Here is a 24,362-nt window from a genome sequence, read left to right as displayed (position 1 = left end):
CGTCTGCGGTGGGCTTTCTGTATCTTCGGCACGTAGTAGTAAATAGTATGGCAACTGTAGTATTAGAGTCTCCCCTTGGTTTGGTACGTATCATTGGTGATGAACGTGGTGTTTCGGCTATTTCCTGCATCGATGTCCCTGAATCACTGCCGACAAATGAACCAACCGATACGTTGCCAGAGCCTGTTCAACACGCAATTAGTCAACTTCAGGACTATTTTGACGGTACGCGCCAAATATTTGATTTTCAGTTGAACCCAGCCGGAACAGACTTTCAGCAAAGCGTCTGGCAAGCATTGCTGAACGTACCGTTTGGCACTACGTTGTCATATCTGGCCCTTTCCCGACGTATCGGCGACGAGAAAGCGATACGGGCTGTAGCGGCTGCCAACGGACGAAACCCACTCTGGATTGTCGTACCCTGCCACCGCATCATCGGTTCGGACGGGTCACTGACGGGTTATGCGGGTGGGCTTTGGCGAAAACAATGGTTGCTCGAGCACGAAGGCGCTTTCGTTCGTTCAAGTCAACTCTCCTTGTTTTAGACTGACGGGATATCCGTACAAAAATCAGTTCAGCCATCAAAGTCACTACGTAAATTTTCGTGCTTTCAAGATCTAACGTAGCGTTATCGAAAATTGGCAATCTTTCAATTTATTTTTTCAGTATTTAATTAAAAGCCTGCCTAAATTCCAGGGGTGATTGCTTGGTTTTGCTTTTGAACATTTTACTAAACGACTGTGAATGTTCAAAGCCTAATTCGTAAGCAATTTCACTGATTGATAATTCGGTGGTAGATAGCTTTTCTTTGGCTTTTTCAATTAACTTTTCGTGAATGAGTTGTTGGGTAGTTTGCCCGGTGAGTTGTTTCAGCAAACTGCTTAAATATTTAGTAGAAATAGCAAGCGAATCGGCAATGTATTGAACCGAAGGTAGTCCTTTGGAAAGTAGATCGTCATTGTTAAAATAATCTGTCAATACTTCTTCCAGACGATCCAGAATTTTTCTGTTGGTAATTTTTCGGGTTATGAATTGACGTTCGTAAAATCGTTGCGCATAGGTAAACAACAATTCCAGCTGTGCAATAATGACATCCTGACTGAATTTGTCAATATTTGCCTGGTATTCCTGTCTTATATTTTCAACAATGCCGTTGATGGTATTTTCTTCTTTATTGGAAAGGAATAATGCTTCGTTTGCTGCATAATTGAAGTATTCATACTGCTTAATTTTTTTGGCAAGTGGGGTGTTCCACAAAAAATCGGGATGGATAAACAACATCCAGCCTTTCAGCTTTGAATGAGCACCGTTTTCTTCGCCCCGCAAAATCTGCCCGGGTGATACAAAAGCCATTATTCCTTCATCAAAATCATATTGCTGCTGTCCATAAAGAAGTTTGTCGCAACCACGTTTCAGCGATACAACATAAAAGTCGAAAATTACGGCATTTATATTGGCGTTACTTTTTAACTCTGACACATCAACAATACTGATTAGTGGATGATGCGGCTCGGGAAGGTTCGTTAGTCGATGGCCTTCAGTAATTGATTTTATTCGATAGGGTTTTACGCTTTTCATATTGCAATTTAATTTTTAAAATCGGAATGGATATTTCAGCCAAATTAACAACAACGGCATTGTAAGAAAAGGTATTTCGATCAAAGCCATGGTGGTATTTCCTGCTCTTAGAGAAAATGCCATTATCAATACAATGGTAATCGCGTTCAATAAATTGCTGATGAAAAATGTTTGTGGAAAAAACAGCATTAAGCCAATAAGAATTGATAGTACACCAAAATACGGCATGATGCCTTTTGTAATGCCTAAATCGGCCATCATTTTTGTTTGTTCAGCAGTGGTCGGTTGAAAGGCATCCCAACCATGTTTCAGGCTCAGAAATGCGGAAATAAATAGGAGTATGATGCTGATGATTTTCATTTTTATTTGGTAGTTTGATTAGTTCCATACATAAACGACGCGCCCATTTTGCCCGATTGTGCAATCAAAAATTTGGGTGCAATTCGACTCAAAATCCGCATTACTTTGGCGAGTCCGGGATAGACCTCATCCTGGTCGTTTTTCATTCCTTTAATAGCCGCATCAACAATTTTATCGGGAGCCATCAATGCACTAGCACTAAAGCCGTCCTCGTTTTTGAATTTCTCATTTAAGGGTGTAGAACTTCCCGGAGCTACCAATTCAATCACCTTGATATTGCTGTGTTTTAATTGAACCCTCAATGCTTGCGTATACGAACGGAGTCCCGATTTGCTCGCACTATAAATGGGCGAAATCGGAAACGGCATCAACGCAATACCCGACGTCACGTTAAGAATACAAGCGTTTTTCTGCTTTTTTAAATGCGGCAGAAACTGTTGAACCATACGTATCGGTCCTATGAGATTGATGTCAATTTCGCGGGTAATGTCGGTCAGATCGTGGGACTGATTCAGGCTAATTTTGCGCATTTCCCCGGCGTTGTTAATGAGAATGTTAAGGTCAGGAAATTCCCGAGTTACCCGGTTATACAGATTGACGATGTCTTCTGCTTTGCTCACATCGCTTTGTATGGTATGAACCGCAGGAAGTTTTAGTTTGGTTTCCTGTAGTTTTTGGGTGTTTCTGCCGGTAATAATTACCGTATTTCCGAGGTCAATAAGTTTAGACGCAAACTCAAGGCCGAAACCGCCCGTTCCGCCAGTGATTAAAATTGTATTGTTGTCTAAGTTCATGGTTTCTGTTTTTTTCTGTTGCAAAGTTCAGCAAGGATAAAAAAACAGATGTAGCCAAAAGTCGAAACGTTGTAGTCGAAAGGGAAGATTCTGTTGGCGGGGACGAGCCACATACCCTAAATATTTTAGGATGTGATTAGCCAATTACTATATTTTTTTGTTTGAGTGTTCGAGGCCATTTTCGTAGGTATGGCCTGTAATAAACGTAACGTATATGGAAACAAAAGAGGGAGACCTCCATGGCAACGTACCGGATTCATCGCCGGTTGTGCTGCTGATTATTGATATGATTAATGACCTGGAATTTCCGGGTGGCGATGAATTGTTAGGCCCCGCCCAACGTATTGCCGAACGTATTGCTACGTTGAAACGGAAGGCCAAAACACTACGTATTCCCGTCATTTATATCAACGATAACTTTGGTCGCTGGCGGTCTGATTTCAAGGAAGTAACCGACCACGTATTGAACGATGGTGTTTTGGGACAAAATCTGGCGGAAGTACTGAGACCAGAGAAGGATGATTATTTCGTACTCAAGCCGAAGAATTCAGCTTTTTATGCTACTACGTTGGATACACTACTGACGTATTTTAAAGCAAAGCATCTGATTCTGACGGGTATGAGCACTGACTCGTGCGTTTTGTTTACGGCCAACGACGCCTACATGCGCGACCTGAAACTTAACATACCCTCTGACTGCGTAACCTCCATAAAAGCCAGCCATAAAGAGGATGCGCTGGCTTATATGGAACGGGTACTTCAGGCTGATACTACACCTGCTGAGGAGCTTGATCTGGAAGAATTAGTAAGCAAGGTGGGTATGGTTTCTCAGGAGGATTAGTAACGCGGACGGTCGACCGTTGCTATCGAAACCCGCTGCGTTAGCTGGAATTACAGTTTTCCAGGGCCGTGTCCGGCCGTGCTACGTTCATTTGAACACCATCGGATGCCCTTCTTTCGGGACCAGAAATTGTTCGTGTGGTACGTTCTTTTCCTGAAGCGCTTTTTTTAAATCGTCGGCAGGTTCGAACAGGCCATCGTCCCCTTGCTGGAACGTACCAAAATGGATGCCTACGGCCTGTTTAGCCTTACTGTCGATGAACGCCTGCACGGCACCCGCAGGTGATACGTGTACGGGAGCCATAAACCATTCTGGCCGATAAGAGCCGATTGGGAGTAGAGCGAGTTTTATTGGACCGGTTATGCTACGTTCGGCCTGTTCGGCAATGTGTTTGAAATGAGGCCCGTAGCCGCTGTCTCCGCAAAAATACGTAGTGCCGAAACTTGTATGGAGCAGATACCCGCACCAGAGCGTTTCGTCGCGGTCACCAAGTCCCCGGTTGCTGAAATGCTGAGCCTGTGTACAGCTAAGCGAGAGCTTTGAATTTATGGTTAACGTATCGTTCCAGTCGAGTTCTTTACTGATACGTCCACCGGCAGATTTAGGGAGATGAGATACGCCCAACGGTGTCACAAAGAGCGGATTATGCGCTTTAACTAGCTTTTTGAGGGTTGGCATATCCAGGTGGTCGTAGTGATTGTGGCTCAGCAGTACTACGTCGATAGGAGGGAGTTCGTCGAAGCGAAGACCCGGCGGCCGTTTGCGTTTGACACCCAGCCACGACGTTGGACCAACCCGATTCGACCAGACAGGGTCAGTCAGAATGTTCAGGCCGTTGGTTTGAATCAGGAACGTAGAATGGTTAACGAATGTAAGCACCAGACTGTCGCCCTCAATGCGGGTAGCGGGTTTAGCTCCTACGTAGGCATCGGGTTGATCCGGCCAGGGGCCTTTATCCCGATTGAACATCCATTTCAGTAAACCGCCGGATGTTCGCTCCGGCATGCCTGGATTAAAGAATTTCTTTCCGTCGAAATGATCCGTAACGGGACCTTTATAGCGGGGAGCACAAGCCGACATTGTTAGGAAACAGGCCACTACGACCAGGGGAATAAAAGAGTACATGCCGTCAAAATACGAACCAGAAGAGCAGGATTCAAATTAAAACGGGAACGTAACACGGAAAGTTTTTCCATTTCGGTGATTTCTAAGAGTATAGAGTAACTAGGCGAATTGCCAAACGTCAAATCACAGCTTATCTTTGGCTAATCCTGTTCCTCTACACTGGCCCATACGTACCATGTCTGCTCCAATTCGCGTCGTTTTAACTGATGACCATGAAATTATTTTAGACAGTTTATCGCTGCTCCTGAGCCGTATTGATGGCATTGAAGTTGTTGGAACGTTCAATGACAGCCGCGACGTTGCTGGTTTCATAGAAGAAAATGAAGTCGATATCCTGCTAACCGATATGGACATGCCCGACCTGAATGGTATCAATCTGACGTTACAGATTCGTCAACTGTTTCCACAGCTCAAGGTGCTGATGTTGACGGTTTCGGAAGATGCCGATAAAATTCGGGAGGCATTTCGGGCGGGTATTTCAGGCTACGTCATGAAGAAAGCCGGGAAAGCCGAGCTGGAACGGGCATTAAAAACTTTGGCCAGGGGCGAAAAATATTTTTCTGAATCGGTGATGAGCCAATTAATGGCGTTGCCTGTCGAGCCGGTACGTTCTACGGATGAAGCCCCGGCTCCACTGGTTCCGCTCACCGACCGAGAAATTGAAATCATTAAACTCGTGGCGCAGGAATTATCGACCAACGCCATTGCCGATAAGTTATTCATCAGCCCCGGAACCGTTGAAACGCACCGGCATAACATCCTTCGCAAATTGGGCGTCAAAAACTCAATTGGTATTATTAAATATGCAGTGAAGCATGGGTTGCTGTAATAGTCAGTGTTCGTAAATTTGAGTTTTTAAAGAAGATGCTTTTACGCAGAAACTCTAAATAGATTGTTTTAACATGAATAATCTTGAAAAATATAATGCGGCAATTGAGAAGCTTTGTACTTCCCATAACGTAAAGAGTTTATATGCTTTTGGGTCTGTTCTTACAAATCAATTTAGCAGTAGTAGTGATATCGACCTATTAGTTGATTTCATGCCGATCGACGTTTTGGAATATGGGGACAATTACTTCGATTTGAAATTTTCATTAGAAGAAATTCTGAAACGCCCTGTCGATTTATTAGAAGAAAAGGCAATCAGAAATCCATATTTTAGGGAAAAAATTAATGAGCAAAAACAATTAATTTATGCACGATAACGTAAAAGCTTGGCTTTACGATATTTTAACTGCAATTAATGAGATTGAAAGCTTTTTCATAGATACTCCTAAGCAGTTTCAGATTTATCAGAAAGATTTACGAACAAAGCGGGCTGTTGAACGGAATATAGAAATTATTGGCGAGGCAATGACCCGGATTCTAAAACAAAGCGAAGAAATTAACATTACCGACTCTCGTAAAATTGTTGCTGTTAGAAACAGAATTATACATGGCTATGATTCTGTTTCCGACGAAATAATTTGGGGCATTATTATTAGACAACTCCCTATTTTACAGGCAGAAGTAGAAAGCTTATTAAATGAGTGATTTCCTACGCAGCAATCGGAATCTGCACGTTAACCTGTGTGCCGCCCTGCTCCCGGTTCGAAATTTGACACGTACCGCCCAGCCGCTCCAGCCGTGACTGAATATTCTGTAAACCAATGCCATTCCGGGTTTTTCCGCTGGCAATGCCCTGCCCGTTATCCTGCACGGTCAAGGTTAGAAATCCATTCTGACGTAGCAGGGCAATGTCGGCCTGACGCGCTTTGGCGTGTTTGAGAATGTTGTTGACGAGTTCTAACGTAATGGCGTAGAGTTCGTAAGCCGTTTTCCCCCGCACATCCTCGCCCGACTGATCGACTTCGAGCATAAACTTAATGCGGTTCTGCACATTCAGCGTATCAGTCAGTTTGATGAGCGCGGCCTGCAAACCTTGCTTCTCCAGAATCTCCGGCATCAGGTTGTGCGAGATGGTACGTATATCGTCGTAAACCTCGCCCATGTGTTCGAGCAGACGGCCGTGTTCTTTCATCTGATCGTCATCGAATCGGGCCGTATCAAAGGCTTCGAATCGCCATTTCAGGGCCGATACTTTGGCTGCTACGCTATCGTGTAGTTCGCTGGCTACCCGTTTCCGCTCAATCGTCTGCCCCCTGTATAAAGCTGCTTCAATTTCAGCGTTCTTCTCCGACAATTCTACATTTTTACTTTTTAACCGCCGATTATTCCAGAATACATAAACCAAAATTCCAGCTCCGACCACCAGCAGCGCAATCAGAAAATTACGGAGTTGTTCCAATTTATCGTTTTCCAGCGATTGGATTTGGGCTTCCTGCTGAGCCTGTTTCAATTGAGTGACCTGCTGCTTTTTTTCGAAATCAAAGGTCATGCTGGCCGCCGTTGCCTTTTGCAAAGCTTCTTCATTTAGCATCGTATCTGCTTCAGCCTTATACCATTTAAAATAATAGAGTGCTTTGGCCGGTTGTCCTAGGTGGTCATAGGCATCAGCCAATTGGCGAACGTATTCGGTACGTTCGGGACGCATTTCTTTTATGCCTTTAGTCCAGAGTAGGCCCACTTTTGCCGCTTCTACGGCCTTAGCGTATTGCTTCTTGGCTAAGTATATCTTCCCGAAATTAGATTGCGCGCTGTGATCCAGGGTTTCGATGTCTTTAGCGACAATTTTTCGGTTTAAGTCTTGGGCTAAATTGCTGTAATAAAGAGCTTTGTCGTACTGTTTTAATTGGATGTACATTCTGCCTATGGCTCCATAAAGTCGGCAGAGCGAATTCGACTGATTAGAAACTTCCCACTGTTTCAAATCTTTCAGATAGATGTCCAGCGCCTGCTGATACTTACCTTCTTTTTCGAGGACTTCGGCTTTCCGGCGTATAATGAAACTCTTCACAGTTCTATCATTAAGCAGATCGGCAATTTTTTCGGCTTCATTAAAACAAGCCATGGCATCATCATAACGGTTCAATTTCAGGTAAGCCGCCCCCAGATTAGGTAACGTACTGCGAAGGCTTTTCCAATCTTTTATCGACTCCTGAATACGACGGGCATCCAGCCAGAGGTTGATCGCGTCAACGTATTTGCCTTCGCCCATTTGCATGATGGCCATATCATTATATACCTGGGCTTCCCAACGCCGATCGCCGGCTTTTCGAAGCGTTTGTAGCGCTTTTTGCAGTAATTTTCTGGACTCGGGAATTTTACTTTCCAGATTTTCATACAGTTGCGCCCGTCGAAAATAGACCTGTCCCTCCAGCGATAGATTATGAATAGCTATTGCCATCTTAAAGGCGGTATCCAGTTGAGCGTGAGCCGATTTAGTGTCCGATAAATAATCCGCTTCGATACGTGCCAGCGCTAATCGTGCCCGTATCTCGCCTTCCTGGTACTTGATTCGCCTGGCTAAAGGCATGATTTGGAAAAGCGTTTGCCGAGCCAGCGAATCATACCCGTTCCACCATAAGTTGGTTGCCAGTTCATGCATGGTTTTCACACGATTACTGTCGACAGACAATTTGGTGAGCTGATTACGTAGCGAATCAATAGTAGGGTTCTGCGCTGAAACTAACGAAATGGTCAAGAAGAAGAGGAACAGGTGACGCACGGTTCTAAAGAGCGAAAGAGTGAATGAGCGAAAGAGCGGTTGGATAGTCATTAGTTCTCACACTTTCGTTACTGTAAAACTTGCATTTAACTGCCTCAATAGCAAGTTATAAGCCCAAATTGTTGCTTCCTGTTACTCGCACTTTCACTCATTCACTCTTTCGCTCATTAACCCACACTTTAACAAGTCTATAGGTTTTCCTATAGATGTAAAATATAGGTTTTCCGCCCCCAATATCCGGGCATTCCCCGATTTCCCACCGACGTAGCATCCGCCAACTTTGTATCAGTCAAAACGACAACAATTTCTTACCCCAAGACATACAGAAAATCATGGCAACTCTTGTTAACCGCTACGTTATTCGTCACCTAACCGGTACTAAAGCAAACCAGGTCGAAGAGTTCGACTACAAAAAATACAATGAATTGACCTTCGGACGGGCCGCTACCAACGTAGTGCGTTTCGATCCCGAGCGCGACTCCGCCGTTTCCCGTGAGCATGGTAAAATTGTCCGTGAGTCGGGTAAGCCCTTCACCTTCACGCTGATCGACAACAATTCCCGCAATGGTATTTTCGTCAACAAAAGCCGCATCGCTGGTTCGGCCCAAGTTCAGCCCGGCGACGAAATTCAATTGGGTCAGGGCGGCCCCGTTTTCCAGTTCGATCTGAATCCACGTCCGGCCGAACTGATGATGAGTACTCGCATTGTCGATATTCCGGTATCGATGAAGTCCACCACCGAACTGATGCTCACCGAACCCGTAGGCGGATCAAATGAGAACGAACTGGCTATGCCGCCTAAAGTTGGTTTGGGTAAGCAGACGGTAGAACGGATGATGAGTACAGAACGGCGGAAAACCAACACATCGGTACTCTTGAGCGTATCGGCCCTGCTGGTAGTTTTGTCAGGGCTGGCATTTATGTTCAAGGATAACATCAAGCCCGAAACCGTGCATGTGCATCACCACGAAAAAACGGAAGTGGTCAAAGCTGCTAATACAGGTTTATCGGCCGAGCAGATCGCTTCTTCTAACACCAGCAAAGTTGTGTTCATCGAATTTGGCTACAAACTCATCCATACCAATACTGGCGACGACATTTACCATGAGTATATGCCAATCAAACTACCCGATGGACGTATCGTCAACAAAGCGGTGTACATCGAAACCGCACAGGGTAAAATTGAACCGCTACTAGGCCTGAAACGTAACGTAGCCGTTGGTAAGCCCATCGCCATGGCAGGCGCCAGCGGAACGGGTTTCGTTGTATCGCCACAAGGTCACATTATGACCAACCGCCACGTAGCAGCTGCCTGGAATTCGTACTACAGCTTCCCGCAGGATGCGTTCCCTGGTATTCTGTTGGTAGAAGGGGCTAAAGGTTGGGAGTTCAGTGCGCAACCTGTTCAGGAATTCCGTTGGGTACCGTCTGAAACCCAGTTCTTTGGTAAAAAACCAATGTCGGGTAAACTGATCGAAGGCGTGAATACCTACATGGACGTTACGTTTAACAAAAACGAGCAACGTTTCCCCGCCGAAGGCAAACCCATCGTATCGAGCAAACACGACGTAGCACTTATCAAAATTGGCCTTGCCGAAACGCTGGCTCCGGTTAAACTACGTGACGCCGATAAAACGGTCGCTCCAGGTCAACCAATCACGGTTATGGGTTACCCTGGTATTTCGCCGGACGTATACGTGGGAGAGTATTCGTCAGACTTCTCAAACCGGAATCCGCAGATCGTGAAAGTGCCAGACGTAACAGTAACACCTGGTAATGTTGGTAAAATACTACGTGGTCAGACAATGGGCAAAGCTGCCGCTTACTATAGCGAATTTGGTGATTACTATCAACTTACAGCCAACGCAACGGGTGCTGGCAACAGCGGTGGCCCAGTATTCGACAGCGAAGGCAACGCCATCGGAATTTTCTCCGCCAGCACCAGCCACGAAGACGCTACCCGCATTACGTTCGCTATCCCTATCAAATACGGTCTGGAACTGATGGGCCGCCGGCAAGTGGTAGAGTAAACCTACTTGACAATTAGGCAAGACGATTTTAACACATAAAATTTAACGCTCATGTCACCCTCTCATCCATTTCTTTACCGTGTTGTTGCTGGCTATCGCCTGACCGACTACGTTGGGGCAGGAGGAATGGGAGAGGTGTTTAAAGCCACCCATATCGAAACGGGAAAACTGGCAGCGGTGAAAGTGTTATACCGGCCAGAGTTTACCGCCCGGTTTCGGAATGAAGCGTCGGTTCAGGGTTCGATATCGCACCCAAATATTGCCGCCCTGTATGACTTTAACTTACTTGATGAGCGGCCTGCCTTAGTTATTGAATGGGTTGAAGGTCAGTCACTTGATGAAGTGATACGTCGGAGAGATCGCTTGAGCAACGACGAAGCTACCCGAATCATCAAACAACTGGCCAACGCGATAGCTCACCTGCACCAAATGGGCATTATTCACCGCGATCTGAAACCCTCAAACGTTCGGATTCAGCCAAATGGGCAAGTGAAACTGGTGGATTTCGGTATCGCCAAAAGCCGTTTAACACCACAGCTGACAAAAGTTGGACACACCGTTGGAACGACCGAGTTTATGGCCCCGGAACAGTTTCGCGGACAGGTTGATGCTAAATCAGACGTATGGGCTCTGGGTGTCCTGCTCTACGAAATGACGACGGGCCATTTACCTTTTGATGCGGCTAATCCGCTTCTTCTACGCCACCAAATTGAACGAGGGCAGTTTACACGCCCTCAAATGCTGAATCCAGCACTTTCTCCAGAATTGGCTACGTTAATCGGCAGTTGCCTGAACGCCAATCCGGACAAACGGCCCAACGCTGCTAACATGATCAAAATGTTGGACAAGCCCGCTGATTCACAGTTACTTGCTCAAAATGCTTTGGCTTTAGTTACATTCCCTTTAAAAGAGCTTTCCGCTTCTATTCGCACGTATCGTTACTGGTTTCTAGGCGCCGTTTTGGGTATTATACTAATGATGTTCTGGGCTAATCATGGGGCAACCAATCCAACAAAAAAAGCAGGAGACGTAACAACCGAAGCACCTGTCACGCAATACGAACAGATTCGGGTTGAAGTACTAAACGCTGACTATGACATCCAGTTGGTTCTGCCCGATGGGACGGTACAGACTCAGGAGCCTTTTTTTGTCAAACGAACACCCGGCCAGGTTTTGCCGATTACCATTCGCCATCAGGGCGTTGAACAGCAGTTTACGATTGATCCCGAAGTACAGAATTTATACCAGTGTTACTTTGACCGATAGCAATTCCTAACACATGAAAAATCTCATCAAACGGCTATTCGGGCAAAACGACCCCGCATCACTTCCCGAAACCGTCGAATCAGTTATCGAGCCGGCGGGCGTATCAACGATAGCTACAGGGGATGCAGTCTCCACTGGCGAAGTAAACGCCGTGGTCGTATCCGATCTGGGCAATGTGCGCCAGAACAACGAAGATACCGGCCTGTTTGTCCGGCTGGCAGACGAAGGCATTCGTCGGACAAAAGGGTATCTGTTGCTGGTTGCCGATGGTATGGGCGGACATTTAGCCGGTGAAGTAGCCAGTCAGATGGCCGCTGAACTCGTGAGTCGGGAATATTTTCAGCATAACGAAACCATTGAAAAGAATCTGGCGCGGGCGTTTCAGATTGCGAACCGCCAGATTTTTGAAGAAGCTCGTTTGCACGATACGTTTCGGGGCATGGGTACTACGTGTACGGCCATCGTGGTGCATGAACAGCAATTGTACTTTGCGCATGTTGGCGATAGTCGGGCGTACTTGTTCAAAAATGGCCAATTAATTCAGATAACGCAGGATCACACCTACATTCAGGAATTGCTACGTAAGGGAGACATAAGCCCGGAAGCGGCTGCCAGCCACCCCGAACGTAACGTATTGACCCAGGCAATGGGCACGAAAGCCAACGTTCAGATCGACCTGGGCCGCTGCATTTTACCCTTCGACAACGGCGACCGACTGATGTTGTGCTCGGATGGTTTGTACGAGTATTGCGTGGAAGCCGATTTTGTTAGCCTATTACAGCAACAAAGCCTGCATGATGCTGCTAATGAGTTAGTTAACCTAGCTAAAAGCCGGGGTGGCCACGATAACATTACGATTGTGCTGGCCGAACGTATCATGGCTGATGAGGCTCCATCGCCAAAAGAAACCCGCGAAATTGACGTCCCTTTCACCCGTGATATTGAACTTCTTCAATGACTTCTACCATGCAACCACCAATGCGAGGCCGACTCATTCATCATTACCGCGTTGAATCGCTGCTGGGTGAGGGCGGGATGGGCACTGTTTATCAGGCCACCGATACGCACCTTGAACGCCCTGTTGCGATGAAAATGCTCCATACGCACCTTGTCAACCAGGCGTCTTTCACGGAGCGTTTCCGCAACGAAGCCATGATTCTGGCCCGGCTCAACCACCCCAATATTGCCGTTGTCTACAACTTTTTGCAGGATGGCAGCGACTATTTCATGGCGATGGAATACGTAGCAGGCGACAGTCTGGAAACGCTTGTCCGCAAAACGGGCCGGTTATCGGTTCCGGTAGCCGCCGAGGTTGTTCGGCAGGCGCTGGAAGGCTTAGCACACGCCCATCGAAAAGGCGTTCTACACCGCGATATCAAACCCGCCAACCTGATGCTGACACCAGAAGGACAGGTTAAACTGATGGATTTCGGTATTGCCCGTGTCATCGGAAATCAGCGGATGACGCAGGCCAATCGGCTGGTAGGTACCCTTGAATACATGGCTCCCGAACTCGTGCAGGGTGAAGCCCCTTCACCCTCTTCAGACATTTATGCCATCGGGATTTTGCTGTATGAACTGCTTTCGGGTAAATTGCCCTTCGCCAGCCGAACGGATTTCGCACTAATGCAGGCTATCATTCGGGAAAAGCCGATTGCGCTACGTAAGCTAAACGGCGATATCCCGAAAGAGATAGAAGCCATTGTGCATAAGGCACTTGACAAAAATCCAGCAAAACGGTTTGCCGATGCCAAAGAATTTCAAAAAGCTCTGCAACCCTATTATTCGCAACTGTCTGTTCTCGATCCAGCCCAACTTACTCCCGCTGCTCCTGCCGCCGATATTATGAATATTCAGCCCGTTCGGCAGACGGTGCTTCTGGAAACGAAATTAGTATCAGCAGATACCCAGTTGGGACCTATCAATCCTATGAAACGGTGGGCTGCTGAAAATTGGCAAACCCTTCTGGCAGGTGGACTTATGCTTCTGGCTTTACTGTTCATTGGCCTGATCGTATTCGACAGTTCACAAGAAAAGCCCATTAAGGAGAAGGCCGTATTAATAGCCAATCAGAAAACGCCAAAAACGGAACGTATCGAGCCGACCAATCAGGAACCAGTATTGACTACCACCGTAACGGAGGAAAATAATACACCTGTATCAACTCCGCAAGTCCGGGAATTGAGTCCAGCGCCTGCTGTCCCTGTTGTGAAAAAATCAGAGCCAGTAATCCGGCAACCAAGGACCGCAAACCCTAATGCTAGACCCTATAGCAACCCGCCCACTATTGTCGGGAAACCAGAGCCAACCTCGACAAATTCTCCAGTCGAAACACCCGCCAATCCAGTTACGCCGGCCACAAAACCTGAACCGACTCCTGAAACGGTAACGCCCCGCTCAAGCGCCCACAAATCCATTGCTATCCGCCGGTTACGGGTAAGCCTGAGTCTGGTCGATGGCCTTTCATCCGATGGTGCTCAGGAAGGGCAGTCGATTCGCTTTCGGGTTACCGAGCCGGTAGTGAGTGATGGCGAAGTGGTGATTCAGAGTGGTGCTACGGCGTATGGAGAAATCAGCCGTATCAAACGGGCCGACGGCGAGGTGTTCCGCAAGAAGAGCCTACTCGAGTTTCGAATCAATTCGGTAGAAGCAGTCAACGGCAAACGGATCTCGTTACGTTCGGCTACAATTAGTGAAGAAGCTAAGGGTCAGCCAGTTCAGTTTCGGTCTGGACAAACCTTCGAAGTGCGTACCGGCGATGACGTCATTACGTTCTGACCACCTCATAATTCTCATTCATACACATAATCTTTTCAAAAGACACAGCCATGAACCATTTCCGATCTATTTTCCTGATGTTAACCTTTGGTCTTCTCTTATCGACGACTATACACGCGCAGACCATTCGGCAACGATCAACTACGGAAGGCTTTAGTCTCGGTCTTTCAGGACATTACATGGGTTGGTCGTCTGATTATTTTCAATTTCTGGATGAAAATGCAGGGGATGGGCCGGGCTTTGGCGTACGAGCTGGCTATGGTTTCACTCAACGCTACGAGATTTTCGCCCAATACAACTTATCAACCCTAAATAGCGACAACATAGCGGCCAAAGCATTTCAATTTTCGCACGTAACGGGCGGGTTACGTTTTAATTTTTCGGCCACGACCCACGCGCTACGTCCCTTTGCAGAAGTAGGTTATACGTATCAGACGGGTAAAGTAGATCAGGTTCTCAACAACGCTGGCCGACGCGATAATCTCATTTTCAAGGGAGGAGCTCTACACGTAGGTGCGGGCCTCAATTATTTTGTGGCGTTGCCCGTGGCCATTACGTTGAACGGTAGCGTTCAGGCCGGGGCTAAATCACCTCTTACGTTGAATGGTATCGAACAAACTGACAAAGCCGACGTAGCAGCCTTCCGTATTTCGTTGGGTGTGATTGTGTATGTGAATGAGTTATTTTAGACATTCGAGGCTGGTGCGGCATAATTATGCAACGCTACAATGTTCACCGCTTACTCCTCGGATGGTACTCGCGCAAGGTCTGTTGCAGATAATCTCTATCCAGGTGAGTGTAAATTTCGGTGGTGGTGATGGATTCGTGACCAAGCATTTGCTGGACAGCCCGTAAGTCAGCTCCGCCTTCGATGAGGTGCGTGGCAAATGAATGCCGAAACGTATGGGGGCTGATGGTTTTCAGGATGCCGACCTCAGACGCCAGTTTCTTGATGGTTGTAAACACCGAGATACGCGACAGTTGGCTCCCGCGTAGATTTAAAAAAATAGTGTCTTCGTCACCTTTCTGAACCGGCAAATGGCCCCGAACGTGTTCTACGTAAATTCGGGTATAGTGCATAGCATCTTCGCCGATTGGGACCAGCCGAACTTTGTCGCCTTTGCCCAGTACGCGGATAAATCCCTCCGTGAAAAAACAGTTTGTCAATCTCAGGTTTAAAAGTTCAGAAACGCGCAGCCCTGAACTGTAGAGAACTTCCAGCATTGCCCGGTCGCGGGTGCCGCCGGGAGTCGAAAGGTCGATGGCATGCAGGATTGATTCAATTTCCGGAAAACTGAGCGTATCAGGTAACTTACGCCCTAATTTGGGAGCTTCTAGCTGTTGGGTAGGGTCTTTCTGAATCAGGTTTTCGAGCAGTAAATATTTAAAAAATGACTTCAGTCCCGACAGCATCCGGGCCTGGCTTGTGGCCGTTAAACCTAACTCGCCCAAGTATTTCAGGAAATTCATCAACTCCTTCTCAGTTACCTGCATGGGTGTTCTGGCGGGGTCGGTGAGTAGTACGTATTCGTATAATTTTTCGGCGTCGTGCAGGTACGCTTCCACCGAATTTTCGGCCAGCGACCGTTCCAGCTTCAGGTAATTCTTAAAGGCGTTTATATAACTTTGCCACATGGTGTTAAGCTGGACGCTACGTCCGGCCATACGTAAATTAATCTTTACTCGGACGCTACGTCCTGGCTACTGGCATGAAACAGATTCTGATTATTAACGGCCCAAACCTAAATCTGCTAGGCAAGAGAGAGCCCACCATTTATGGCAATCGTTCGTTTGTCGATTACCTCAAAACCATCGAAGATCTGTTTCCAGAGGTGCAACTTCGCTATTTTCAGTCGAATCACGAAGGCGAACTGATTGATAAAATTCACGAGCTGGGTTTTGACATCGATGGAATCGTCATTAATGCGGGTGCTTATACCCATACGTCCATCGCCATTGCCGATGCGTTGAGCGCGATTACGGCACCGGCAGTAGAGGTACATATTTCCAACGTGCACGCCCGCGAGTCGTTCCGGCATCACAGTTATTTGTCTGCCAAATGCAAAGGCGTTATTGCTGGGCTTGGCTTAAAAGGCTACGAACTGGCAATCAGGTATTTATTGGAGTTGTAGCGTTGTAGTGTTATACGGTTATAAAGTTGACCGACGTGCTCGCGAAAATTATAACTCTGCAACCTTATAACTCTACAACTTTATAACCCTACAACTCTATAACTTCCTTCCATGATAACCTTCTATCCCGGTCCTTCGAAAGTGTATCCGCAAGTGGCTGATTATGCGGTCGATGCAGTACGTCAGGGTATTGTCAGCATGAATCACCGGAGTGCGGGTTTCATGGACATCGTGAAAGAAACGATTCGTCTGATCCATGAAAAACTGAACGTACCGACTGAGTACCACGTAGCGTTGGTGTCATCGGCAACGGAGTGCTGGGAAATCGTCGCGCAATCACTGACCTCAGAAGCGAGTCTGCATCCATTCAGTGGGGCATTCGGTAAAAAATGGGCCGAATATGCCTATCGGATCAAACCGCCCCTGAATTTGAGCGAAGCCGATGTACTGTGTATTGTCCAGAATGAGACTTCGAACGGCACGCAGGTCAATGAACAAACGCTAGCCCAGTTCCGACGTGATTTTTCGGGTTTAATTGCAGTAGATGCCGTTTCGTCGATGGCCGGGATTCGGTTTAATTGGGAGCTTGCTGATGTCTGGTTTGCGTCGGTACAAAAGTGTTTTGGATTACCAGCAGGACTGGCTGTTTTCATTTATTCGCCAGCCGCTCTCGAACGGGCGAAGCAAATCGGTGAGAATGCGCACTACAACAGTCTTCTCTTTATTCACGAGAATTTTGAAAAGTTTCAGACGCCTTACACGCCCAATGGACTGGGAATTTATCTGCTCATGCGCGTGCTGCAGCAGGTTCAGCCCATTGCAGAAATTGACCTGATGACCAAAAAACGGGCGTCTGACTGGTATACATTTTTCGAGACACGTAGCACCGGTTTCAAATTACTGATTGATGACTCTGCCACCCGTTCAGATACCGTAATCGCTTTGGAAGGAAGCGAGTCGGCTATAAAAGCGATCAAATTAGCCGCCCAACAAGCAGGTATTACGCTCGGAAACGGCTACGGTGACTGGAAAAACACTACATTCCGAATCGCTAATTTTCCGGCGATAACGGACGAAGAAATTGATAAATTGAAACGCTTTTTAGAAACGTGGACTACTAATGCGAACGTGCTACGTTAACGATTATGCCTGATTTTAAAGAAATTATCTCCGTTACCCTCATTTTGTTTTCGGTTATCGACGTAATAGGCTCATTGCCTGTCATTATCGATTTACGTCGCAAATCGGGGAAAATTGAGGCTGAACGGGCTACGTTCGCATCAGGCGCGCTGATGGTGTCGTTTCTGTTCGTTGGTGAACGATTGCTGAAACTGTTCGGCGTCGACGTAGCGTCGTTTGCGGTGGCGGGAGCCCTGATTATTTTCCTGATTGGACTGGAGATGATTCTGGGACGTACCATTTTTAAGTCAGAGATCGATACCGGCGGGGCTACTCATATCGTTCCGATTGCTTTTCCGCTTATCGCCGGAGCCGGTACGTTAACCACTATAATTTCGTTACGTGCCGAATATCAGATCGTTAATATCATCATCGGCATCGTTCTCAATCTAATTCTTATTTATCTGGTCCTGAAATCGTCGGGCTGGCTCGAAACACAACTTGGATCGGGAGGGCTAGCTGTGTTACGTAAAATTTTCGGTATTATTCTACTGGCGATTGCTATTAAGCTTTTTAAGACGAACCTCATTGCGGATTTCTAACGTAGCGCTACATCTGCTAGCATTTGTTTTATTTTTTGGCTCCATACGCGCTGATGAGATCACTATACTTAACCGTTTTTTACGTAGTAATTCGATGCTCGCTTGTTCATAGCCAATCACCCAAGTCAGGGGTTAAATACTCCGTTGCGCAACTCAAACAGGATATTCGTTTGCTCAAAAAAGCATTGGAAGAAGCGCATCCAAGTTTGTACTGGTACACATCTAAAAAGGAGATTGACGACGCATTTGCAAAGGCTACGTATCAGATTAGAAAGCCGTTAACCAAGCGCGAATTTTATCAGGTACTGGCACCTGTTGTAACACTTATTCGGTGTGGACATACCTATTTACTAATGGCTCCAGGCGAAGATCCACCGGTTTCCTACCTTCCTTTCGATAGTTGGTTGGATCAAAATCGGTTATTCATAATCAACAATAAAAGCAGCGATTCGACTATACTGGCAGGCGATGAAATCACCCACATAAATGGTTATCCAATAAGCGCGATCTGTCAAAAAGGTAAATCTATTCAGTCCGCTGATGGCTATAATCAGTCCTTAAAACAGTATTATTTGAACTGGCATGTGCTGGAAGATGTAGCCTGGGAATACTATGGCAATAAAGAGCCTTTTCAACTGACAATCGTTTCGGCAGATGGCCGATCAGCCCACTATTCTGTTTACAAGAAAACCAAGAAATCAGCTTCAGCCGATTCAACGTTTAGTGCGCCGAAAGTGCTGACAGAAGCTGAGAATCAGGCCAATCTTGACCGGCAGCGTGCAGAAGAGCTTGACCGAATGCGTAATTTAAAAGTACTGTCAGACGTTCCGGCAACAGCGTTGTTAACCATTAATGGTTTTGGTTATGACGATGCCGAAGCCTTTCATAAAGAGGTATTTAAGCAGCTGAATGAGCAAAATATACAGCATTTAATCATCGATTTACGGCAAAATCCAGGCGGAAATGTAGAGTCAGCCGCAAATTTGATGGGCTACATGATGCACACGCGTTTCCAAATAATTGGCGATACGTGGGCTACGTTACGAAACCCGAATACTCCATCATTTAGCCAATATTTTGATGCTAAAACCAAGCAATTGTTTGCAGATAATACAACCTATTTACGGCAGGAAGGGAACCGATTTTATTTCAAAACTGGTGGCTCTGGTTGGCTCCAACCGCAAAGTGAGCCTGTTTTTAAAGGTAAAGTTTACTTACTAACGAGTGGTTTTACATTCTCAGCGGGCGCTTTACTCGCTGTTGCGCTCAAGTCACAGCGTCAGGCTGTAGTGATTGGTCAGGAAACCGGCGGGGGCAAGGCGGGTTGTAGTGGCGGTATTAATCAGACGCTTACCTTGCCCAATACGCAATTATGGCTCAAGTTTCCCTTGTTTCGTGTTCCGTCAGCCAGCCCTAAATCGAATCGAGGGCGGGGTTTAATGCCTGATTATGCGATTCACTACCGATGGCAGGATAAAAAAGAAGGTAGGGATCTTGAACTGGAAAAAGCCCAAGAGTTAATCAAAAAGCAGTCGAAGTAAACGTACTGTTTCAAAGATAAGTACCCAAAGGAACGTAATGGAAAACCTGGCGGGGTTACTCTACTCGAATCACTACGTTGGTTACGGGCTTATTAGATAACGGAATAGGCGTAACGTGGTGAATCGACCGCGTACTTTCAATTTCGTACATTTGCTACCTATGCATTTATTTTATCAGCCAGCGGTTGATTCACTGTTTCTGACCGAAGAGGATTCACACCATGCCGTCAAAACGTTACGTTTGGCGATAGGTCATGAAATTGCTGTGACTGACGGGCACGGAAACCGCCATTCAGCCGTTATTACGGTAGCCAATGCCCGACGGTGTGAATTTCGGATATTGACTACCCAGACAACCCAACCGCGTCCTTTTTCCATTCGAATTTGCGTAGCGCCCACCAAAAACCTCGACCGTATCGAGTGGTTTGTGGAGAAGGCCGTTGAGATTGGTATTGAACGTATCAGTTTCTTTTTTGGTCAACATTCCGAACGTCGGGTACTGAAGCTGGAGCGATTGGAAAAAATTGCAATTGCGGCTATGAAGCAGTCTTTACAGTCGTTTTTGCCTATATTGGATGATGCATTGCCATTCGAGAAACTATTGACCTCGGTAGGCGAGGAGCAGCGGTTTATAGCGCATTTACCCGACCATGAACCGCCTGTCAACGTAGCGAAAAAGGCTATTCAGGGAGAGCGCTACGTTGTACTGATTGGGCCGGAAGGTGATTTTTCGGAGAAGGAAATAACACAGGCTGTAGATGCTGGTTTTCAGATGGTAACGCTCGGCCATAACCGACTACGTACCGAAACGGCAGCCCTGACCGCCTGTCAGATTTTGAATTTTATTAATACATGAAAAAATTACTGATTGTATTGTTTCTGCTTCAGTCGTCGGTTTTTGTCGCCAACGGTCAGTATGCTTATAAGATCGCTAAGCTGAAATACAACGGCGGGGGCGACTGGTATGCCAACAAAACCTCGCTGCCTAACCTGATCAAGTTCGCCAACGCCAACCTCCGCATGAACATCTTCCCCGAAGAAGACATTGTGGAGCCGGGAAGCCCTGACATATTTGGCTATCCATTTGTACATATGACTGGGCACGGAAACATTACGTTTAGTGATGCTGACGTTCAGAACATGCGCCGATACCTAATGTCGGGCGGATTTCTGCATATCGATGATAACTACGGCCTCGACAAGTTTATCCGGCGGGAAATGAAGAAAGTGTTTCCAGAACTCAACTTTGTGGAACTACCATATAACCACCCGGTGTATCAGCAGAAATTCAAGTTTGCTACTGGACTGCCTAAAGTACATGAACACGACGGTAAGGCTCCCCAAGGATTCGGGCTCATTTATCAGGGGCGTTTGATTTGCTTTTACAGCTATGAGTGCGATTTGGGCAATGGCTGGGAAGATCAAAGTGTTTATAACGACCCTGAACCTCTACGTCAGCAAGCATTACGTATGGGCGCCAATCTATTGCAATACGCAACAACTACCAATTAATATAAAGTATTATTTGGGGATAGAGCGTCAAAACTGTTAAGAATTCGTTAGTTTTGTAGTAATATTCTTAGTGCCTCGTCATTTCACCCTTTAATTGGAGATACTGTGATTTTTGTATTGGCTGCGTTTGTTGGACACTGGTACCTGTCCCTGTTCTGCCAAACGTTTTTTCTGCACCGCTACTCAGCCCATAAGATGTTCTCGATGAGCAAATTCTGGGAGCGGTTCTTTTACGCGCTGACTTATTTATCTCAAGGTTCATCATACCTGAGCCCACGTGCGTATGCGGTGCTTCACCGGATGCACCACGCATTCAGCGACACGGAAAGAGATCCTCACTCGCCCCACCACACCAAAAATATCTTTACGATGATGTGGCAGACGAAAAACATTTATAACGCCGTCCTTCACCGGAAATACACGGTAGAGCGGCAGTTTGACCGTAACTATCCAGAGTGGAATTTCATCGAGAAATTGGGCGACTCTTGGGCGTCGCGGCTCGGCTGGGGCGTAGTATATAGCTTATTTTACATTTTCGCCTTTATTTATCTGGATATGCACTGGGCGTTTTTCTTCCTGTTACCAGTGCATTTCGTGATGGGGCCTGTACATGGCGCTATCATCAACTGGAGCGGGCACAAATACGGCTACTCTAACTTCGATAACCAGGATAAATCGAAAAATTCGCTAATTCTGGACGTAGTGATGATGGGTGAATTATTCCAGAATAATCACCACAAGCGCCCTAACTCAGCGAATTTTGGTGCAAAATGGTTCGAGTTCGATCCAACTTATCCGATGATTGGCATTCTGCACAAGTTGCACATCGTTCGTCTCAGACCGTCGGCTGAAGCCAAAAAGGCACAGTATGAAGTCGGACACGATCGCCGAGTTGAAGAGAAGGAAAAAATGGAAGCGTAAAAAGCGCTATAACGTAACAAAAAAGGCTCCGAGCGCTCGGAGCCTTTTTTGTTACGTTATAGCAAAAGTTTTGCTACGTCCTGCCAGGATTTCATGCGTTTAAATTCCGTGTCGTCTCGGTTATGGAGCGCATCAAATAATAAGCCCTCCCCCTGAAATGTGCGGAGATTACGCGGCATGTCGTCAATAAGGTAAGCCGTATTTAAGACGCTTTTATCGCCCATAAAAATATAGTGGCGCCAGGAAATTGCCGGAAAATGCTGTTGAAGCCAGTCCCATTTTTCACGTAATGAATTGGGAAATTCCTGCGCTGCCGACGCTACAAAAATTTCATATTTTTCCATCAGGTTGGCAATTACGTCCTGGGCACCATCCATAACCGGAATGTCGGCAAAAAAGCCTGGTTCGTAAACCCGTTGCGATATGGCGCGATACTCGTGTTCGTCGAACAGTTCGTGGAATGATTTTTCTTTTAACTCTTCAAGCGTATAGCGAGGCATTTCGCCTTCCAGATACAACTTAATAAACTTGGAATGGGTGTCGGCCATGACATCATCCATGTCAATGGCAATGCGTTGTTTCATATTGTCTGAACCAAGATTTAGCTGATTTAAGGATTTACTGGATTTTGCTTTCGCTTCTTCGAAGCGGTTTTGTCGAAAATAAAATCCTGAAAATCTCTAAATCAGCTAAATCCAGGTTTGAATTGTTCGAGATAATCGGCTACGCGCCGGACGAATTGACCGCCCAATGACCCATCAACAATACGGTGGTCGTAGGAGTGTGAGAGAAACATCAGTTGCCGAATGCCAATGAAATCGCCCTGGGGCGTTTCGATGACGGCGGGCTTTTTAACGATAGCACCAAAAGCCATAATGGCGACCTGTGGTTGTACGATGATCGGCGTACCCATCAGGTTGCCAAACGTACCAATGTTGGAAATGGTATACGTACCACCAGCCAGATCATCGGCAGTGAGTTTATTTTCGCGGGCGCGTCGGGTGAGATCGTTCACTTTTGTGGCAAGCCCGACCAAGTTATACTGATCGGCATTGTGAATAACCGGTACAATGAGATTACCACTGGGTAAGGCTACCGCCATGCCAATGTTCACCGCTTTTTTGACCAAAATTCTATCGCCTTCGACCGATACGTTTATCATCGGGAAGTCCTTGATGGCTTTCACGACGGCTTCGATGAGGATGGGCGTAAACGTCAAATTTTCACCGGTTTGCTTTTTGAAACGATCCTTAACGTTGGTTCGCCAGTCCACCACCGACGTCATATCGGCCTCTACAAACGAACTAACGTGGGGTGAAATCTGCTTCGATTCTACCATACGCTGCGCAATCATTTTGCGCATTCGGTCCATCTGAATAATATCGGTCTGACCATTTACCGACGTAGCAGGAACCGGATTTTTGGCAACGGGGAACGTAGTGGATACGGTGGTCTGGCCGTTAGTAGGTTTAGACGCTGGCGTTTTTGCCCCGAAACCGCGTTCTTCAGCTCTATCGAGTACGTAAGCCAGAATGTCTTTTTTGGTAACCCGGTTTTCGGCGCCTGAGCCGGGAATTCGTTCGAGTTCGTCGCGCGACACGTTTTCTTCTTTGGCAATACTTAAAACCAAAGGCGAATAGAATCGATTTGCGAAAACAGGACTGTCCAGCAACGTAACGCCAGAAGATGGGCCGGGTTTTCCGGTAGATGCCGGGCTGCTGAGGGCAGCGATGTTAGCTTCGAGTTCACTGGCTGCCGTAGCAACTTCGCTTTCTGCTACGTCGCTCGGTTTCGACTGAGCCGTTACGTTGGCAACGTCGCCGATGCCTTTTGGTGTCTCGGCTGGTTCGTCTGTTGGCGTATCCGTTACTGGTACGTTTTCTCCATCGACGCTTGCTTCTGTTTCAATGCGGGCAATAGGTGCGCCAATGGCCACTACGTCTCCGTCATTTACTAAAACTTCTTTCAGAATGCCACTTGCCGAGGCAGGTACTTCCGTATCTACTTTATCCGTAGCCACTTCCAACACCGATTCGTCCGCTTCAATCCGGTCGCCGGGCTTTTTGAGCCAATTGATGACCGTGCATTCCATTATACTTTCGCCCATTTTGGGCATCACCATATCGATGAGAGCCATATTGTTTAGTGATGAACGA

25 protein-coding genes are annotated in these 24,362 nt (G+C 46.7%); 17 read left to right on the top strand and 8 right to left on the bottom strand.

What is annotated here, in order from left to right:
• Positions 1–47 precede the first annotated feature (47 nt).
• The gene (locus tag ACYVF1_RS11890; protein ID WP_461078903.1) at positions 48–545 is read left to right on the top strand and encodes a methylated-DNA--[protein]-cysteine S-methyltransferase; all 498 of its coding nucleotides are present in this window, start codon (positions 48–50) and stop codon (positions 543–545) included.
• A 124-nt stretch (positions 546–669) separates the two neighbouring features.
• Here ACYVF1_RS11890 and ACYVF1_RS11885 read toward each other — a convergent pair whose 3' ends face one another.
• From ACYVF1_RS11885 to ACYVF1_RS11875, 3 genes are read right to left on the bottom strand one after another with little or no spacing between them, the layout of a single operon-like run.
• A complete protein-coding gene (locus tag ACYVF1_RS11885) occupies positions 670–1,578 on the bottom strand; it encodes a helix-turn-helix domain-containing protein (RefSeq protein WP_461078901.1) in 909 nt (302 codons plus the stop codon).
• A 15-nt stretch (positions 1,579–1,593) separates the two neighbouring features.
• Entirely contained in the window at positions 1,594–1,938 is a 345-nt protein-coding gene (locus ACYVF1_RS11880; RefSeq protein ID WP_461078899.1) for a hypothetical protein, read from the bottom strand.
• A gap of 2 nt (positions 1,939–1,940) precedes the next feature.
• Entirely contained in the window at positions 1,941–2,732 is a 792-nt protein-coding gene (locus ACYVF1_RS11875; protein ID WP_461078897.1) for an SDR family oxidoreductase, read from the bottom strand.
• Between the two features lie 214 nt (positions 2,733–2,946).
• Here ACYVF1_RS11875 and ACYVF1_RS11870 point away from each other — a divergent pair, with 214 nt between their 5' ends.
• Positions 2,947–3,573 (top strand): cysteine hydrolase family protein, encoded by a 627-nt coding sequence (locus ACYVF1_RS11870; protein ID WP_461078895.1) that lies wholly within the window; start codon positions 2,947–2,949, stop codon positions 3,571–3,573.
• An 87-nt stretch (positions 3,574–3,660) separates the two neighbouring features.
• On the opposite strand, the gene ACYVF1_RS11865 is transcribed toward ACYVF1_RS11870, so the two are convergent.
• Complete coding sequence (locus ACYVF1_RS11865) at positions 3,661–4,698, bottom strand: MBL fold metallo-hydrolase (RefSeq protein WP_461078893.1); 1,038 nt, start codon at positions 4,696–4,698, stop codon at positions 3,661–3,663.
• A 175-nt stretch (positions 4,699–4,873) separates the two neighbouring features.
• Here ACYVF1_RS11865 and ACYVF1_RS11860 point away from each other — a divergent pair, with 175 nt between their 5' ends.
• The 3 genes from ACYVF1_RS11860 to ACYVF1_RS11850 all read left to right on the top strand — a co-directional run bounded on the left by ACYVF1_RS11860 (position 4,874) and on the right by ACYVF1_RS11850 (position 6,231).
• Entirely contained in the window at positions 4,874–5,527 is a 654-nt protein-coding gene (locus tag ACYVF1_RS11860; RefSeq protein ID WP_461078891.1) for a response regulator, read from the top strand.
• A 73-nt stretch (positions 5,528–5,600) separates the two neighbouring features.
• Positions 5,601–5,903 (top strand): nucleotidyltransferase family protein, encoded by a 303-nt coding sequence (locus ACYVF1_RS11855; RefSeq protein WP_461078889.1) that lies wholly within the window; start codon positions 5,601–5,603, stop codon positions 5,901–5,903.
• On the top strand, positions 5,893–6,231 hold the full coding sequence (locus ACYVF1_RS11850; protein ID WP_461078887.1) for a HepT-like ribonuclease domain-containing protein: 339 nt from the start codon (positions 5,893–5,895) through the stop codon (positions 6,229–6,231). The genes ACYVF1_RS11855 and ACYVF1_RS11850 overlap by 11 nt, the downstream gene beginning before the upstream one ends.
• A gap of 4 nt (positions 6,232–6,235) precedes the next feature.
• Here ACYVF1_RS11850 and ACYVF1_RS11845 read toward each other — a convergent pair whose 3' ends face one another.
• Positions 6,236–8,305, bottom strand: a complete 2,070-nt coding sequence (locus ACYVF1_RS11845; RefSeq protein ID WP_461078885.1) for an ATP-binding protein — start codon at positions 8,303–8,305, stop codon at positions 6,236–6,238.
• 332 nt (positions 8,306–8,637) lie between these two features.
• Between ACYVF1_RS11845 and ACYVF1_RS11840 the strand changes: the two genes are divergently transcribed.
• The 5 genes from ACYVF1_RS11840 to ACYVF1_RS11820 are packed head-to-tail and all read left to right on the top strand — an operon-like array spanning position 8,638 to position 15,068.
• Positions 8,638–10,335: a trypsin-like peptidase domain-containing protein gene (locus ACYVF1_RS11840; protein ID WP_461078883.1), complete on the top strand. Its 1,698-nt coding sequence runs from the start codon at positions 8,638–8,640 to the stop codon at positions 10,333–10,335.
• 51 nt (positions 10,336–10,386) lie between these two features.
• Positions 10,387–11,601, top strand: coding sequence for a serine/threonine-protein kinase (locus ACYVF1_RS11835; RefSeq protein WP_461078881.1), 1,215 nt, complete (start codon positions 10,387–10,389; stop codon positions 11,599–11,601).
• A 13-nt stretch (positions 11,602–11,614) separates the two neighbouring features.
• Positions 11,615–12,559 (top strand): Stp1/IreP family PP2C-type Ser/Thr phosphatase, encoded by a 945-nt coding sequence (locus ACYVF1_RS11830; protein WP_461078879.1) that lies wholly within the window; start codon positions 11,615–11,617, stop codon positions 12,557–12,559.
• An 8-nt stretch (positions 12,560–12,567) separates the two neighbouring features.
• Positions 12,568–14,379, top strand: coding sequence for a serine/threonine protein kinase (locus ACYVF1_RS11825; RefSeq protein ID WP_461078877.1), 1,812 nt, complete (start codon positions 12,568–12,570; stop codon positions 14,377–14,379).
• Positions 14,380–14,429: 50 nt separating this feature from the next.
• Positions 14,430–15,068: an outer membrane beta-barrel protein gene (locus ACYVF1_RS11820; RefSeq protein WP_461078875.1), complete on the top strand. Its 639-nt coding sequence runs from the start codon at positions 14,430–14,432 to the stop codon at positions 15,066–15,068.
• 43 nt (positions 15,069–15,111) lie between these two features.
• Here the strand turns inward: ACYVF1_RS11820 and xerD are convergent, their stop codons facing one another.
• Positions 15,112–16,014, bottom strand: a complete 903-nt coding sequence (gene xerD, locus ACYVF1_RS11815; RefSeq protein WP_461078874.1) for a site-specific tyrosine recombinase XerD — start codon at positions 16,012–16,014, stop codon at positions 15,112–15,114.
• Positions 16,015–16,088: 74 nt separating this feature from the next.
• Here xerD and aroQ point away from each other — a divergent pair, with 74 nt between their 5' ends.
• From aroQ to ACYVF1_RS11780, 7 genes are all read left to right on the top strand, one after another.
• Complete coding sequence (gene aroQ / locus ACYVF1_RS11810; protein WP_461078872.1) at positions 16,089–16,511, top strand: type II 3-dehydroquinate dehydratase; 423 nt, start codon at positions 16,089–16,091, stop codon at positions 16,509–16,511.
• Between the two features lie 111 nt (positions 16,512–16,622).
• Complete coding sequence (locus ACYVF1_RS11805) at positions 16,623–17,651, top strand: aminotransferase class V-fold PLP-dependent enzyme (RefSeq protein WP_461078870.1); 1,029 nt, start codon at positions 16,623–16,625, stop codon at positions 17,649–17,651.
• A 5-nt stretch (positions 17,652–17,656) separates the two neighbouring features.
• Positions 17,657–18,232, top strand: a complete 576-nt coding sequence (locus ACYVF1_RS11800; protein ID WP_461078868.1) for a MarC family protein — start codon at positions 17,657–17,659, stop codon at positions 18,230–18,232.
• A gap of 53 nt (positions 18,233–18,285) precedes the next feature.
• The gene (locus tag ACYVF1_RS11795; RefSeq protein WP_461078866.1) at positions 18,286–19,773 is read left to right on the top strand and encodes a S41 family peptidase; all 1,488 of its coding nucleotides are present in this window, start codon (positions 18,286–18,288) and stop codon (positions 19,771–19,773) included.
• A 160-nt stretch (positions 19,774–19,933) separates the two neighbouring features.
• On the top strand, positions 19,934–20,629 hold the full coding sequence (locus tag ACYVF1_RS11790; protein WP_461078864.1) for a 16S rRNA (uracil(1498)-N(3))-methyltransferase: 696 nt from the start codon (positions 19,934–19,936) through the stop codon (positions 20,627–20,629).
• Complete coding sequence (locus ACYVF1_RS11785) at positions 20,626–21,285, top strand: DUF4159 domain-containing protein (RefSeq protein ID WP_461078862.1); 660 nt, start codon at positions 20,626–20,628, stop codon at positions 21,283–21,285. Before ACYVF1_RS11790 ends, ACYVF1_RS11785 begins: the two co-directional genes overlap by 4 nt.
• A gap of 108 nt (positions 21,286–21,393) precedes the next feature.
• Positions 21,394–22,206: an acyl-CoA desaturase gene (locus tag ACYVF1_RS11780; protein WP_461080740.1), complete on the top strand. Its 813-nt coding sequence runs from the start codon at positions 21,394–21,396 to the stop codon at positions 22,204–22,206.
• Positions 22,207–22,262: 56 nt separating this feature from the next.
• Here the strand turns inward: ACYVF1_RS11780 and ACYVF1_RS11775 are convergent, their stop codons facing one another.
• Complete coding sequence (locus ACYVF1_RS11775) at positions 22,263–22,790, bottom strand: 5' nucleotidase, NT5C type (RefSeq protein WP_461078860.1); 528 nt, start codon at positions 22,788–22,790, stop codon at positions 22,263–22,265.
• A 101-nt stretch (positions 22,791–22,891) separates the two neighbouring features.
• Positions 22,892–24,343 carry a dihydrolipoamide acetyltransferase family protein gene (locus ACYVF1_RS11770; protein WP_461078858.1) on the bottom strand — a complete coding sequence of 484 codons (1,452 nt, stop codon included), beginning with the start codon at positions 24,341–24,343 and terminating at the stop codon, positions 22,892–22,894.
• Positions 24,344–24,362 lie beyond the last annotated feature (19 nt).

This window comes from Spirosoma flavus (assembly GCF_054778555.1).
Note: the sequence above shows the minus strand (reverse complement) of the source record. Positions and strands in the feature narration are given on the sequence as shown.